Origin of the sequence: Enterococcus sp. AZ071, from assembly GCF_050499065.1 — a bacterium.
Classification (GTDB): domain Bacteria; phylum Bacillota; class Bacilli; order Lactobacillales; family Enterococcaceae; genus Enterococcus_A; species Enterococcus_A ferrettii.
Window position 1 is genome coordinate 587,907 of record NZ_JBIPAS010000002.1, and the last position, 15,903, is coordinate 603,809.

The 15,903-nt window shown below is 37.5% G+C and carries 15 protein-coding genes; 2 read left to right on the top strand and 13 right to left on the bottom strand.

Translation table 11 applies throughout. From position 1 onward, the window contains the following. Positions 1-19 precede the first annotated feature (19 nt). The 9 genes from prdC to IGI49_RS21410 form a co-directional block, all read right to left on the bottom strand. A complete protein-coding gene (prdC, locus tag IGI49_RS21370) occupies positions 20-1,309 on the bottom strand; it encodes a proline reductase-associated electron transfer protein PrdC (RefSeq protein ID WP_429965578.1) in 1,290 nt (429 codons plus the stop codon). Between the two features lie 486 nt (positions 1,310-1,795). Further along, positions 1,796-3,154 (bottom strand): peptide MFS transporter, encoded by a 1,359-nt coding sequence (locus IGI49_RS21375; protein ID WP_207705464.1) that lies wholly within the window; start codon positions 3,152-3,154, stop codon positions 1,796-1,798. 26 nt (positions 3,155-3,180) lie between these two features. Next, positions 3,181-4,062: a proline iminopeptidase gene (pepI, locus tag IGI49_RS21380; protein WP_429965577.1), complete on the bottom strand. Its 882-nt coding sequence runs from the start codon at positions 4,060-4,062 to the stop codon at positions 3,181-3,183. A 115-nt stretch (positions 4,063-4,177) separates the two neighbouring features. After that, positions 4,178-5,254 (bottom strand): M24 family metallopeptidase, encoded by a 1,077-nt coding sequence (locus tag IGI49_RS21385; RefSeq protein WP_429965576.1) that lies wholly within the window; start codon positions 5,252-5,254, stop codon positions 4,178-4,180. A gap of 646 nt (positions 5,255-5,900) precedes the next feature. Continuing rightward, positions 5,901-6,362: a threonine/serine exporter family protein gene (locus IGI49_RS21390; protein WP_429965575.1), complete on the bottom strand. Its 462-nt coding sequence runs from the start codon at positions 6,360-6,362 to the stop codon at positions 5,901-5,903. 12 nt (positions 6,363-6,374) lie between these two features. Next, entirely contained in the window at positions 6,375-7,133 is a 759-nt protein-coding gene (locus IGI49_RS21395; RefSeq protein ID WP_207702899.1) for a threonine/serine exporter family protein, read from the bottom strand. Positions 7,134-7,215: 82 nt separating this feature from the next. Then, a complete protein-coding gene (locus IGI49_RS21400; protein WP_429965574.1) occupies positions 7,216-8,286 on the bottom strand; it encodes a M24 family metallopeptidase in 1,071 nt (356 codons plus the stop codon). Positions 8,287-8,397: 111 nt separating this feature from the next. Next, positions 8,398-8,796 carry a DUF1622 domain-containing protein gene (locus tag IGI49_RS21405; RefSeq protein WP_429965573.1) on the bottom strand — a complete coding sequence of 133 codons (399 nt, stop codon included), beginning with the start codon at positions 8,794-8,796 and terminating at the stop codon, positions 8,398-8,400. Then, on the bottom strand, positions 8,789-9,673 hold the full coding sequence (locus tag IGI49_RS21410; protein ID WP_429965572.1) for a LysR family transcriptional regulator: 885 nt from the start codon (positions 9,671-9,673) through the stop codon (positions 8,789-8,791). Before IGI49_RS21410 ends, IGI49_RS21405 begins: the two co-directional genes overlap by 8 nt. A 100-nt stretch (positions 9,674-9,773) precedes the next feature. Between IGI49_RS21410 and IGI49_RS21415 the strand changes: the two genes are divergently transcribed. Both IGI49_RS21415 and IGI49_RS21420 read left to right on the top strand, forming a co-directional pair. After that, a complete protein-coding gene (locus tag IGI49_RS21415) occupies positions 9,774-10,316 on the top strand; it encodes a chromate transporter (RefSeq protein ID WP_429965571.1) in 543 nt (180 codons plus the stop codon). Then, positions 10,313-10,867, top strand: coding sequence for a chromate transporter (locus IGI49_RS21420; RefSeq protein ID WP_429965570.1), 555 nt, complete (start codon positions 10,313-10,315; stop codon positions 10,865-10,867). The genes IGI49_RS21415 and IGI49_RS21420 overlap by 4 nt, the downstream gene beginning before the upstream one ends. Positions 10,868-11,014: 147 nt before the next feature. On the opposite strand, the gene IGI49_RS21425 is transcribed toward IGI49_RS21420, so the two are convergent. From IGI49_RS21425 to IGI49_RS21440, 4 genes are all read right to left on the bottom strand, one after another. Beyond that, positions 11,015-12,361, bottom strand: a complete 1,347-nt coding sequence (locus IGI49_RS21425) for a chloride channel protein (protein WP_429965569.1) — start codon at positions 12,359-12,361, stop codon at positions 11,015-11,017. A gap of 53 nt (positions 12,362-12,414) precedes the next feature. Further along, entirely contained in the window at positions 12,415-13,485 is a 1,071-nt protein-coding gene (locus tag IGI49_RS21430) for a replication initiator protein A (RefSeq protein WP_429965568.1), read from the bottom strand. 635 nt (positions 13,486-14,120) lie between these two features. Further along, on the bottom strand, positions 14,121-14,681 hold the full coding sequence (locus IGI49_RS21435; RefSeq protein WP_429965567.1) for a hypothetical protein: 561 nt from the start codon (positions 14,679-14,681) through the stop codon (positions 14,121-14,123). A 12-nt stretch (positions 14,682-14,693) separates the two neighbouring features. Then, the gene (locus IGI49_RS21440) at positions 14,694-15,542 is read right to left on the bottom strand and encodes a ParA family protein (protein ID WP_207702908.1); all 849 of its coding nucleotides are present in this window, start codon (positions 15,540-15,542) and stop codon (positions 14,694-14,696) included. Between the last annotated feature and the right edge of the window lie 361 nt (positions 15,543-15,903).

A 15,903-nucleotide genomic window follows, 5' to 3' on the forward strand; every position in this document is an offset into this window, starting at 1 on the left:
ATTCCTCCTAATATTTTTCTTAATTTGTCGGTAATTTACGATATAACCTGTGCCCATCCGCTCGCAGTACATGATCTGTATGATGATAAACCGGAACTCCTAACCTAGGAGCTACACCCATGACGGTGTTCGTTCAATCAGAACAGGATCCAGTCATTACTACCTCGGCGCCTTGTTTCTTCAAGGACATTACCGTCTTCGCTTGACCTGGACATATACCTGGTAAGGCACACCTATATCTTCCGTTCACTTCTACCATTCGCTTGCAGCGCTCTGCAGCGACAACTTCGGCACCCATGTTATTCACGATTTCGGTCATTCGTTCTGCGGACCCTCCGCATTCGCAAATCAGCAAACCGACTTTGCGGTGTTCCTGTGGAAACGGCATAGCTACGAGCACGCCCCCACTTGTTTTTGTAATTGGCGTGGTTTCTTCCCCGCTGCGTCCAGTCATCGGTCCACCGATGACGATTTCACCATGAGGTTCTACATAGCCGCCCACATTATTAATCAAAGTCTTGACGGGTGTTCCGATTGGCACATCTACAAAGACCGTTTCTTTTTGTTTTACACGTCCAGAAACAGTGACATCTTTGTCAATGAATGGTTTGCGGTCTTCAATGGCTTCTGCAATACGTTTGATGGTTTCAACATTGTCAATGACCGCACCGACTTCAGTCGGAAGTTGACCAGGTTCTAGAACAATATCCATGACTTCACGAACAATCATCCGTTCATCCCCTGCTGGATAAATATCCGGTAGCTGATGAACATCAATAGCAGTTTCTGTATCTACAGCTTTGATTAACCGCGTTACTAATTGGCGATGCTTACCTTTCACAGCGATGACACCTTTAGGTGCTTTAACCATCTCCATACAATACTTCATGCCACGAATTAATTGATCAATATGCTCATTCATTTGTTTGACATTATGAACTAGCAACGCTTCGCATTCCGCACCATTAGCAATGAATGTTCCCTTTGAAATTTCACAGGACAATTTTAGAAATGTTGGAAAACCAGCTCCACCAGCTCCAACCACACCGGCTTCTTCTACAGCCTTAATCATCGTGTCTGTTTCAGGGATCGGTAAATAGCTGGAAAAGTCTTGTTCTTCATCAATCATTAGGACAACGCTTTCTTCGCTAACATCTACAACTTTTCCCGAAAAACTACTATGAATATTAGCCCCAAGACCATTTGGCTCCGCAACCAACTGGCCTCGTTTAACCATCTCACCGGCTTTGACAATCCCTTTACAAGGAGCACCAACATGTTGTTTCAATGGTATAAGAATTTGTGTCAATTTATTTCACCTCCTCCGTTTTTTACTTGTTCGAACTTGAGCAAATCAGCCGCCCTTAGTTCAAATAAATCATATCACAATGACGGTTTTTAATAAAGACGATTTCTACTATTTATCTCATCTTCGTATCAATTTTATCTTCTAAGTTACTTCTATTTTTAATTATTTTTTTCGAAAAGCAAAAACGATAGAAAAAATCTTGAAAACTTTAACAAATAGCTTCAAAAGAAGAATATACGTTCATCATATCTCTTTCTAATTTCCGTCACACCATATTTTAATCCAGTTATTTATAATGATTACAAATATATCATATGCGTTATTTAGCATTTCGTGAAAGCGTTACTATTTTCGCTTTCAATAGATATTTATTATCAGATATTAGTAAATCTATCGATGTAATTTATATGTGACTCTATACACAAGTTACTCTTCACATTTTCCAAAAAAAAATAGACCTCAAAATGAGATCTATTTTTCAAACCATTATTCTGCTGTTTCCAATTTATCCAGATTTTTACTTCCAAACCATAGAATCAAACCTAAGACGATAACAATTGCGGCTAAAATACCATAGCCTCTTTGGAATTCCGCTGGAACATCGGTTTCTAAGAAAGCATAAATTTTTGGATAAATTAATTGGGCGATAAATACTGCAACCGGCCAAACACCAAGCAATAACCCCATCAATTTTGCCGGAGCTAACTTGGCAATAAATGAATTTCCTAGTGGTGAGAAAATCATCTCTCCAACTGACATTAAAAGGCTGACTAATACTAACCACATGATAGATGCATGACCTTGTCCCACCATATCCGCAACTACCATTGCCACGTAAGATACACCTACTAAAATCATTCCTAACGCTGTTTTCTTAAACATACTCATATCACCTTGTGGGCGAGCAGCTAGCTTTGTCCATAATTTACCTAAAATTGGACCTAAGATGATACAAGTTAGAGCATTCATAGAATCAAAATATGATGTTGGTACTTGGAAGCTTCCGACCACCCAGTTAGCACGACCTAAGAAGCCTGCTCCATCTCCATAACCAAAGTAGTAGTACGCTGGCATATACGCCATATACCAGACCATCCAAAATACAACTGAGAACAAAGTAACTAAAATAATAGCAAAGATTCGTTTTTTATCTCCAGAAGTCAATGGTGCATTTTCTTCACCCGAAGTATTTTTACCAGCCGACTCAAATTGACGCTGATCAATTTTAAATGGTTTCTTACCTGCTTCACCTAATGAACGGCTGTTAAAGATAAACCATACAGCATCGATTAAAAGTAAAAGGCCGCAAATCATGAAGACAAAGTTAAATCCAAAACCTGGGATTAACAATACTAGAAATGTTGTTCCACAAAACGAGCCAATATTGACGAATGAGTACTGAACAGAGAAAGCCTCATTCAATTCATTTTCATCACTAAACAATAGGCCGTTTATACCAGAAAGATTTCCTTTAAATAATCCTGTCCCAATAGCAACTAAAATGATCATTGCCCACACCATGCCCATAGAGTTTGCTTGCCAAGCTAGCATGTAACCGGCACCCATCAAAATCATTCCAACTGCTACACAAAGTCGTGGACTCAACCAGTAGTCAGCCAACCAACCTCCAAACATTGGTGTAATATAGGTTGCTGCTACGAAATAGGCAGAGATAGCTGCCCCCTGTGCACTAGTCATTCCTAATCCGCCAGAAGCAGCAGTTGTTGCGATCCAAATAGCCAGCATGTATTTTGCTGTATAAAAGGCCGCGCGTTCAAAAGAGAAGCCTAGTGAGCAGACATAAAAGCCAAAAGGTTTTTTCTTTTTAACCGGAGTCGTTTCCATGGTGTTCCTTCTTTCTTAAAATATTTTTAGTCGTGTGCAGAAAGCCACGATTCTAACAAATTCATATACTTTTCACGTTCTTCCACAAACGGCATGTGGCGACTGTACGCAAATAATTCCCATTGTGCTCCAGGAATTACGTCGTACATTGTCTTAGCAACAAGTGGTGTAGACAAATCGTTGGTTCCACTGGTAATCAATGTTGGTACATCTATTGACGATAATTTATTCGTATATTCATATGGCTGTAAGGTACCCGTTGGCATGTATTCATTTGGTCCCCAAGCAGTAACATAGCTTTCAGTTCCAGGAACTTTTTTCCGACGTAACGGTTCTGGAGAATCTTCAGTCGGTACCGCGGCTGCATGACGGATCATGAAGCGGTCATTAGCAGCTAGATAAGCCGGATCATCGTATTTGTTCTCAGCTTCTGCTTTAGCAATCGCAGCCTGATCCTCTTCCGTCATGAATTTGATCATGCGATGCTGTTCTTGTGCCCAAAGACTAGCAGAAGAAAGTGTACTAGAGAGAATCATACTCTTGATTCCTTTAGGTGCATAATCACATAAATAGATAATTTCTAGCATCCCACCCCATGACTGACCTAACAGATGAACTTCATCTAAACTCAAATATTCTCTCAAAGCGATCAACTCATTGACCCATGTTTCTTTGGTCCACAAGGATGGATCAGAAGGAACCGCTGACTTGCCGCATCCCAACTGATCATACATGATTAGTTGACGGCCCTCAACAGCCAGTTCGTCAAGAACTTCAAAATAATTATGAGTTGAGCCTGGTCCTCCGTGCATCAAGATTAACGGTTTTTTACCGCCACTTTTTTCTCCAATTATACGGTAATACGTCTTGTGATCTAAATAAGGCATATAGCCTTCTTCTACTTTCATCTTCATCCTCCTTAATTAATCAATGAGTCTGATATTTACCGATGTTTTTTTGATAGTTAACGATTTTTTGAAAGCCTTCTACCCGCAATAACTACGGATAGAAGGTTATTTCAATTTAACCGACAATTTCAAGCTCTTTTGAATAGTGGTTCAAGTTTTCACAACCGTCTTCTGTAACAATAACTAAGTCTTCGATGCGCACTCCTACTTCTCCAGGAATATAAATTCCTGGTTCGATCGAGAAGATATTTCCTACTTCAGCTACATTATCATTAGCTCCTGAAACATCTCCTGCTTCGTGACATTCAATTCCGATAAAGTGTCCTAGTCGATGAGTAAAATATTCACCGTAGCCCTTTTCTGTGATGTAATCACGAGCCGCTGCATCAATAGCTGATAACTTTACGCCTGGTTTTACCATGTCAATTGCACGTTGGTTAGCTTCCTTGACGATTTCGTAAACTTCACGACCTTTTTCAGATACTTTTTTATAGAAAAACGTACGAGTTAAGTCAGAAGCATAAGAATTTTTGATTCCACCGATGTCCAGAATTACACTATCGCCCGGCTTCACTTTAGAATCATCTGTTTCATGATGGGGGTCTGCTGCATTAGCTCCATAACCCACGATTGGATCAAATGAGAACCCGCTGTTGCCTAACTCTTTATAAATCTCACCTAATTTGTCAGCCATTTCAGCTTCTGTTAACTCCTCAGGTAATAGTTTTTTCAGACGATCAACTGCAACTTCATTATCTGCTTGTGCATCACGCATTAATTGCTTTTCTTCTTCATCCTTGATTGCACGAACGGCATCCGTTACTTGAGAACCATTACTTAATTTTGCATCCGGAACGAGTTCTAACAAGCGCAATAAAAAGTGCGCCGGCCAGTTTTTGTCAACACCAATTTTTTCATCAGTATTTATATACTCTAAAACTTTTTTCACCGCATCATCAGTATCATCAATAAATACTTTTTCTACCCCTAAGTCTTCTTCAATCGGAAATAATTTGTTGATAATCAGTGTATTTTTGTTTTCTGGAGTAATGACTAATACTAATAACCTTTCACCGGGATGAATCCAACGACCCGTTAGATAGAAAATGGTTGCTGGATCCGAAACTAATAATTGCCCATACCCTTGTTCCTTCATTTTTTCTATTACTCTTTCCACACGACGTTCTTTCAAAATAGTTCACTCCTTTTATTGGATTATTTGGCCTTTAAGGCTATTTAAAACAGTTGAATACTGTTTAAAATTATTATTTGAACGTAAATAAGAACCTGTTAGAAACCGGCGATCTTAGTAAAATCAAAAGTACAATTGCTCAACTATTCACCTATAACAGTTTTAAAATAACCATAAAAAGAGAAAAATTTCAAGTCTTTTCAAATAGAAAATTGTTTTTTTCTATTTTTCTCACTTACGTAAGTTTACTACAAATTTTTGTCAATTTAAACAATTCTTTTCATAATCCTCTAAAAACCTCTTCTTTTTTTAGCTATCTCATAAAAAGGAGCGTAAAAACCGGGAAATATTTCGTAATCCTCTAAAGCTATTTTTGCTAAGAAAGAACCAACGGATTATATTATAATAAGATTAGAAAAATCTTTATATAACATTTTTATTCTAATTGCAATCTTATGTTGCTTTAAAAAACATTCACTCCTGTATTTTTTACCTGTAATGAAAAAAAAACGAGAAACCTATTTCTAATTTTCACAGAAATGAACAAATGTCTATACACCTATACTAATCACCGTTTTTTAATAAAAAAAGAAGATAGAACACAGCCTGCTCTATCTTGAATTATTTTCAGTTGTATTTCGAATAATCATATTTTATTATTAGCCTTTTGACGACGACGATAGGAAAAAAAACATTTAGGAGACAGTTCATATCCTACTGTAATTCCGATAGAGATAGCAATAGCAATTTTTAGTACCTGAACACCTATCTGTGCCGCTTTAATTGAATCCCCGATAAAAAAGTTATACGTAAAATTGTACACACCCATTCCTGGAACTAAACAAAAAATTCCACAGATCAAAAAAATTGTAACTGGTGCTCGTAAAGCAAATGAAGCTTCTCTTGATAAAACGATTAATGCCAATGAAGCAATAAAAGTTGCTGCAATAGGAGCTGTCCAAAATTGCATTATTAACAAATAAATAAACCAACCTAGTGCACCAATAATTCCGCAAAGCAAATAATATTTCTTTGGGGCCTCAAATAGTATAGCAAAGGAAATAGTACCTAAAAAACCCGCCACTACCTGTAATATCATACTCACCATCTTTATCTTCTCCTATAACCAGTTAAATACGGTTAAAACCAATCCGACACCAACAGATACACATAATGCTGTAATTAATGCATAGATCATTTGACCCCATCCAGAGCTATAGTCCTCGTTAAATAAGTAGCGTATCCCATTTACTACAGCTACTCCTGGCAGCAAAGAAATAATTCCGCCAGTTACTAGACTAGTTAGCTGTAAGACTGGAAAAAAATGTACAAAAATACAGGCTAAAGTACTAACCCAAATACTGCAAGTAATATTCCAAATTATTTGTGACATATTAAATTTAGGTGCCAAAAAGAAACTATAAAATGCCAACAAAAATCCAAGTACAAATGCTCCAGCAGCATCCCAAAAAGTACCACCAAAAATGTAACAAAAGCTGGCACTACCAAAGGCATAAGCAAAAAATTTTAATCCAGCAGAAGCAAAATGCTCTTGCTTAATTATCGCCAATTGTTCCTTCGCTTCTTCCGGTGTATACTTCTTTTCAGCAATACGACGGGACAGGGTGTTAAGTTCTTCAATCCGTCCTAAATTGATCGGCGATATTGGGATATCGCGCACTCGTGCCTGAACTGTTTGGTCTTTTAGGCGAGCCGTCATAAAAATTCCATTAATTAAGACAAAGCTGTCAAACTCCTTCAGCTCCAGAGCATCAGCGACATGGCGGATCGTACTCTCAATTCGAACAATTTCTGCACCATTTTTTAACATGGTTTCACCAATATCATATACAAAATCAAAACGATCACGTTCATTCATACTTCAAGCCCCCCCTTTATTCCTTACAGAAAAACAACGACAGCAAACTGCTGTCGTTGACCTAGTATAGCCTATTTACCTCTTATAGTTCAATCAAATCATGAGAAATACTAATCATATTTTCGTAACCGTCATCTGTTATTAATACTTGATCCTCAATCCGTACACCACCCCAGTCAGGAATGTAGATACCCGGTTCGATAGTCATTACCATTCCTGTTTCTAACACATCTTCATATTGTTCATCGATATACGGCAATTCATGAACAAACAAACCAATGCTGTGACCAATATTTCGATAGGTATATTGAGGATATTCGGTTCCTTCTAAAGGTTTCAAGGAAGCTTGATAAACATCGCGAACCGCTACTCCATTTTTCATCACTGTCTCAGCAGCTTCCAAGCTCTGTCTTTCATATTCATAAACTTCCCGTTGTTTATCCGAGGCTTTTCCAACAACCACCGTCCGAGTCATGTCAGACATATAGCCATTGTATTGACAGCCAAAATCCATTAAGACAAAGTCGCCATATTCCACGGCTTTTTTAGATGGAATACCGTGCAATAATGAAGTATTAGCACCCGAGATTAAAATATTACCATAAGGCTGTGTATCTGCTCCTTCTTGTACCATGTATAAAGAAAGCTTGGCCGCTAATTCTTTTTCAGTTACACCTACTTTGATATCTTCTAAAATACGAGTGAAGGCACGGCAGGAAATTTCACAGGCATTGCGCATATATTGAATTTCTTGAGGAGATTTGATTGCACGCATTTTGTCGATTACACCACCAGCCTGTACAAATTCTGCAGGTGTTTTTTCATTAAAATCTGTATACATATCATAGGTTAAATAATCAGCTTCAAAAGCAATTGTTTTAATATTTTTTTCTTCAACTAGGCGTGCTACTGTGTCTCCCACTGTTTTTCCTGGCAACCGCCAGTTAATAATTTCATAATCAGGCACTTCGATGTCGGCTTGTTCCGTGTAACGCGGATCAGTTAAAAAGAATTGTTCATCTTTAGTTAATAAGATAAATGAATCATCTCCTGTCCAACCGCTGGTAAAACGAACATTAACTCTTTTAGCAATGAAGAAAGCATCAACTTTTTCTTTTTCTAAATACGCACGAATCTTCATCTCATTCATCATTTTACATACCTTCTTTTCTTTTATTCACTGAAACAATTTCTTGTTTCTATTTCTAGAGTAGCAGTCAACCTTTCAAGGGTCAAACCGTTTTCATTAAAAATAAGTAAATCCTCATTTTGACTGCATTCGTTTTTTTGTCTCTGTTTGCATGGGACTTTCATCAATCTCCCGATGTAAAAAGTAAGAAATAACTGTTCTGATGATGACAATCAGTGCTAGTTTGATAATATCCTGAAATGTCGGATTAATAATCGACTCAATGATGTCAGCAATGATAAGTACTTCTAAGCTTAACAATACATAACTACCTAAATAAGCTTTAATAAAATTATTCTCCAAAGCAATTCCTACCTGATCAGCTTTCTTTTGGAACAGATTTTTGAAGAAATCAAGACACGCAGTAAAGGCTCCCCATAAAATAATAAAGATAGATACCATATTCAATAAGAATACAATAACCTGAAAAACTGGCATCATCCACAATAAGAGCTCATGAGTAAGATTATCCATCACTTTTTCCTCCTTGATTAAAAATAGTTGTTCGAAAGGCCTGCATAGTCTCAGTGAATAGATGCTCTGGTTGATAAACTAATTGAATTTGATTATACAAACGCTGGCCCTCAAAAGACAAACAACAAACCTGATCATGATAAATCGATTGTTCCACCAACTTTTTAGGTAAAAAAGTAATTCCCGTTCCTGTGGCCGTCATTGCTAACAAAGCTGGTGAATTGATACTAGTCATCATGGGTACTGCTTGTTTTTGCTGGAGTAGTAACCAGCTATCCAAAGTCTTCCTAATGGCACTTCCTTGCTCTCGTAAAAAAAGTGGATATTGTAAAAATTCTTCTACAGAAACCGTCTTTTGCCTAGCTAAGGGGTGATCCGACCCAGCCACTACCACTAATTCGTACTGATCAAAAGGTTCAACTATTAAATCCTTTTCAGGCACACTTCCCTCCAACAAAGCCAAATCTAAATCTTGATTACGCAAGGCTGTCAAAATACGTTCAGCAGTATCCGCTTGGATTGTGACCTGATGTCCTTGTTGTATGAAAGCCGGTATTAAATCCGGCAACCAAAAATTAGCAATCGTTAAGTTAGCGCCTAATTTCATAGGTGCTTGCTTTTCAAGATAAACCGCAAAATCTTCCAGCTCTTGGTATTCTTGTAAGAAATGCTTGACCCGCTGATAAAAAGATTTCCCAGCTGGATTCAATTGGATAGCTCGCCCAGGGCGATCAAAAAGTCGAACGCCGATTTCCTTTTCTAACTCTTGAATAGTTTGACTGACGGCCGGCTGGGAAATAAATGCACGTTCGGCAGCTTCGGTCATATTTCCAACTTCTGCAACCACCATAAATAATTCTAATTGGCGGATATTCATAATTTTTCTCCTTATAAGTAAATAGTTATCGTTTTGATAATTACATTGTATTTCACTTATGGGTATTTGTCTCGTATACTGTCTTTAAGGGGGTTTTTTTTTGTCTTCATCTTATTTACGACTATTTGGTTATAATTTTTTTATTAGTGCCTTCACCTTTGGAGGTGGTTATGTAACGATTCCTATGATGGACAAATATTTTGTCACTCATGGTGATATTACCAAAGATGAGCTATTAGATTTAGCAACTATTGCTCAATCTTCTCCAGGCGCAATCGCGGTCAACCTATCAGTTCTCGTAGGAAAAAAATCTCGTGGCTACCTAGGTGCTTTTGTCAGTGGTATTGCAGCGATTTTACCATCATTTATTATTTTGTCTATTATTTCATTGGCTTATACCGCCTTTCAAAACAATCCTGTAATTAGAGCAGTACTACGAGGAATGGAGGCTGCTGTGGCGGCAATCATTGTCGATTTGGTAATTGATATGTATTTGGCTTTAAGGCGTGAAAAAAAGCTTTTACTGATGATTTTACCTTTTATTGCTTTCGTAGCTAATGCCTTCTTCAATGTCCATCCGCTTTGGATTTTAGTCGGAACCGTACTGATTTTGTTTATCCAGGCTAAAGGAGGCAAGAAATGAAATTATATTTAGAAATATTTATCAGCTTTTTCCAAATTGGATTATTGAGTATCGGTGGTGGCTACGCGACTTTACCATTAATTCAAGCAGAAATTGTTCAAGAACAGCAATGGCTTTCATTACAGGAATTTAGTGATATTGTCACCATCTCTCAAATGACGCCAGGGCCTTTGGCAGTCAATAGTGCAACATTTGTGGGATTGCGAGTAGCAGGTCCGGTGGGAGCTATTTTAGCAACCGTAGCCTGTGTAATTTCCGGGTGTTTAATTGCTCTTTTTTTAGAACGTCTTTTTACTAAGAATAAAGAAAATACCACGCTACAATTAGCTTTCTCTGGTTTAAAATCCGCCACTGTTGGTTTGATTGCAGCAGCAAGTTTATCCATGATTACTTTAGCCTTTAGCGGTACCCTAAACTGGTTTGAAGTAGATCATGTTAATTTTATTGCGGTCGCCTTATTTCTAGTTTTCTTCATTTTACTGAGGAAAAAGAAAATAAGTCCTATTTCTTTACTAATTTTAGCTGGCGTCATTGGTTTCATACTTTACTAAAAATTTTCTCAGTGTTTCATGTGAAACTCTGAGAAAATGAGTATCCTTTCCCAAATCACTTTAATAATATGAATAAATCTACTGATTGGTAAATTATTGTCCTATATGTAAAAAAGCTTTCTCAAAGAAAAATCTTTGAGAAAGCTTTTATTTACGTCGGCTGTGACGAGAACGTGAAAAATCTGATGAAGAACTTTTCATCGGTTCTTTTGTTTCCTTAGTATCTTGTTTGTCATCAGTATTCTTATTAAGTATCGGTAAATTAAATCTTGATGTACCTAAAGGAAGCTTTTTAATCAACAGATTACCTAAATATCCAGCTAACCAGGTCCATAAAAATAGTTGAACCGGAAATAGGAATAAGAAAAGGCAAGCCGTTGCAAATGGACGCTTTAAAATGACCGCACAAGAACTTGCTGTAAAAATCGCTACAAGTAAGCCGTTTGAAAACGGAAATACTTGAACTAAAGCTAAAGCAGCAGCTATGCTTGAAAAAATCATCGGAAAAATGATTCCTCCGCGCCAATTACACGCTAAACAAATCATAGTGATAGCTACTTTACCAAAAGCAATCAATAGTATAATGAATACACTCATGGTTTCTGCTTGCCGAGTGAACGACAAAAGACTATGTTCTCCTGAAAATAAGAAATATGGTGATACTAAGCCTAAAATCCCTAAAAGAACCCCAGCAGTAATAGTTAATGGCATTGGCCGTTTAATTCGCTGATTAAAATTCTCTGCTTGTTTTTGCATCCACAAGAAGAACTTTCCGAAAAAGGCTCCTAAAGCAATGGTCGGAATCACTAATAGAATTCCTTGCCATGACCAATTAGTGCTCATTCGTTGGATGGCGAAAACCTGTTCCTGATTTGGAAATAGACTGTAAGTCATCAAGTACCCAATAAAGCCTGTAAACGTAGCAAAAATGAATAATACGTATCTTTTTAACTTACTTTCAGTCAAATTTTGCAAATCATCTTTTTCTAAGGCACTACCGACACCAAACAACGGTGCAGTAAATATAACTCCTAATACCGTTCCTGAAGCAAATTCCAGCAAATCTTTTCTTTGCGGCAAACTTACTTTAAAATGATCACAAAAAAAAGTAATCACGCCGCCAACGATGATCATTAACGAGGCTTCAGGACTAACACTTGCACCAAACAGTAAAACAAGCATGGCACCTAAAATATTGAACAGCAACTGTCCATTTTTATATTCTAGTCTTCCTGTCTCCTGAGATTCAACAAGTGTTTCTGGAAGCATTTTAGGGTATTTTCCAACGTGCTCAATAAAAAAGCCAATGACAATCCCACCCAATGAACAAATCAGTAAGGGATAAATAAACGGATCTCCTAATGCACGTGGAATAATTTGCCATAGTAATTGATTTCCTAATTCCACCATTCCCATAAATAATGCAGCGATGACTCCTACAATCAGCCCTAGCCCGCCACTATAGACGAATGAGGTTCCTGTAAACTTATTCATATAACAGACCTTTCTGAATAGACTCTGCTACATTATAGCAGAGCTTGGGCCTCTTAAGCGCCATAAATAGGTTTTTTTGTGGTATTTTGCCTATTTTTATTAAATTTTTCTTTACTAAACACGTGTTTCACGCCTGAAAGCGTTGTTTCCAATTCTGGTGTTAGTTCATAATGATCCAATAAGTACTGCCGAGTTTTTTCTGTGAAATAGCCGCGCATAAAAGCAAAGAAAAAAGCTTCGATATTTTTAACTTTGTTAAATCGATAGATTTGTTCCAAAGCTTTTGCTACTGCATCTGCCAATCCATTTTTGTAGTACTCATTTTCTTCAAAGGTTAGTACTTTTGCCTCAGCTGGTAGTCCCGCCTTTAAAAATTGTTGGTTACTGACATACTTAGCTTTAAAAATAGTGTCCACAAACCATTTTGCTTTTTCATACTGTCCATCACAAAACGGTAGAAAACGCTGAAAAACTAAATTTGGAATCAATTGTGCATAACGTGCCTGTAAACCGGCAATCAATGCAGACTCTTTATCCACCTGTGGATAACTATTGCTGGCAGGCTCCATGTGTGTTGCATTTGTATTATTTGTTGTTTTTATTACTTGCTGTTTTTCTGTACTTGTCAGTAAATTTTGCGCGCTCGGAGCCGCAAAATTTGCATCTCGTTCAATTCCCCGGTTTTCCCCGGTAGTGGGTTCGATCATTCGCTTACTCGTCGTATAATTTTTGAAAGCCAACTTCACTACGGATCCTTCAGCCGGAGCCTCTGGGTTTGCCACATAAATTCGGTAGTTTTTCAAGCCATGACGAAGCACCTTGATCAAATCCAGCTCTGCCAAGCGATTTCTCAAGGTTGTGATTTTGCGTTCAGATACTCTTAATAAGTCAGCTGCTTCATCATTAGAAAAATAAATGTAAGGCAGTTGATTATCATCCAGCCAACTGCCATCCTGCCGACTGTTGTGGATACTGCAGGTTATACGCATGGTGTACAAAGCGTGCAGCATCATTGCTTCAATAGATAACTCTTGATATTTTGGATTATTGATTAAGTTTAGATCAATGGGCAGATAGTTCCCATTGGGTAAATTGGTTGCTGTCATTGCGTTAAAGGTAGACATGCCAATCGCTCCTTAAATTTTTATCGAAAAAAATTCTTAAGGATTTGAGAGCTGTCACACTATAAATGATTGAGAAAAGAGTGAATTTATAGTATAATAAATAGAGGTTAGTTAAACGCCAATTTTTCTAACCGATTGCTTAAATTTATATGTGACATGCTAATTCGCCAAAATTAGCTCAAACCTTGGGAGTTTAAAGATCGCCAAATCTTTAGACTCTTTTTTTTCGCTGTGCTTTACATGTATTAGAATAATGGATATAAAACGCGTTGTAAAGCGATTTGTTGCCATCTTTTTTTGAGGTTAACTTTTATAAATGTTATGAAGTGTATTATAGTTTACCGCAATTTGGCGGATAACTTTATTTGAGTTAACTTCAAATAAAGTTAAAATCTTTAAAAAGGTAAACTTAAATCAAAGAAGCATTAAGAACAGACGTTTGAAAAGTGTGGATAAACTCTTTGAGAATAGTCACTTTGTCTAAAAGATATCCACAGCTTTGGATTATCCACAACTCCAAAAAAGTAAACCGTAATCGCAAATGCTCCTTTAAAAAAAGTAAACTTTAATCATAGTTTCTCAAAAAAAAAGTAAACCACAATTCATCTTTTAAAGATAATTGGAGTTTACTTTTTTTAGTTGTTTTTCTCATCATTTTCTAATTCAGCGAATAATTTCTGATATTTAGGCTTCTCTTTGTACTCTTCCATCGCTGTTTCTTCCACATGATTCAAGAAATCTCGGTCATCCTTGGACAATTCTTTCTCAATGTAGTATTCATACAGCCAGTCAAACATCTTATCCGGTGTATACCCGTCAAACTTAGCATTGATCAGGTTTTGAATCCGAATTTTTGTGCGTGCCGAAATCTTTTGCATCTCCAAAGCCTTAAGCCGCGGATCGTAGTATTGCCGTTTACGTCCCCGCTTTCCAACTTCCTCATCAGCAGAGACTGCAGGTGTCGGGGCAGATGGACGTGATTGCGGTTCAACAAAATGACTGCGATCAATCGTGTTTTCCGGTTTGCTGGTGGTCTTCTTAATTGGTGCATTAGCTAGCAGATCCTTGGAACTAGGCTTTGGTTTAGTGGCTGTCTTTTCGGTCTGCTCTTGATTGGAGTATTCGGACATTTTCTCAATGCCCTTATTCTTCTTGTTCGCCGTCAAAAGCGAGTCTAGCTTCATCTTTTTCGCCATTTAACGTCTCCCCTATTCACCCGATAATAAGTAACGATGCTCATCAATTTCATCTAAAATATGCACAAACACCTCATGCGCCCGGTTATCCCATTGCTCTACCTTGCCATTTTTATTGATATCATAGGTAATCCCAGAGCCGTCATAGCGTTTCAAGCGGCTTTGGTTCAAGACAACGGTGTTCAATAAGTGACCGCCATAGATGCCCTTTGCTGTTTCATAGATCTCTTGATCGACCGAATCTCTTTTTTGCATCATAAATGGAATGATTCCGACTACTTCCAGCTCCGTTTGATACTGTTCAACGAAAAAATTCATGTAGTCGATGTAGTTCTGGGCCCCTTTAAGTGATTTCACCTGGGTCTGCAGAATGACAATAACGTATTCTGCCACATACATCGCAGCGTTTGAATACGTACTGATCGTCGGCGGTACGTCAATGTAAATTACGTCATAGACCGACTTCAATGAAGAAATAAGCTTGTCCATGTATTGGAACTGCGACAACTTATCATTAGGAAACATCGAGATCATGTAATCCGGAAAGTCAGAGAACGAAATATTGGCTGGGATCAAGTCCAAATTCGGCATAATATTATAGATAGAATTAGAAATGTCCCCTGTTCGGACCGCTTCCCAAATTGTTGAATCAAATTCATCCGGCAGCTCGCTGTTGCCAAAGTTCTCTGCAGTCAATGACAATACGTCACTAGTGTTTCCTTGAGGGTCCAAGTCAATAACCAAGGTCTTCCGGTTCTTTCTGAAGGCACTCTCAAAGGACAACATTTGTACGGTGGTTGATTTACCCACACCACCTTTAAAGTTTCCGACAACATATGTCTGAGCTTTCTGTTCTGCCATATACTACTACTCCCCTATCCTGTGTAAGACTCTTTTAAAGTTTACTATAATTCCCAGCAAAATACAATAAGGTTTACTATTAACGAGGAAAACAGGAGGTAAACCGCAATCATTTAAGGTTTACCGTGAATAACAGCTTGAGAGACAAACGGCTTTTATTGCGGTAAACTATAACTATATGAATAAGGATTACTCTATTTACTCATGTAAAGTTTACTTTATTAAGAAATAAGGTATACTATTTTCTAATTAAGGTAAACTTCTTGTTAACAGAAATACTGTAAACATAGCGATACAGACAGCAAAAAGTAAACTTCTAGATAATTGGAGTTTACTCTAAAAATTTTAGAAGTATACTTTA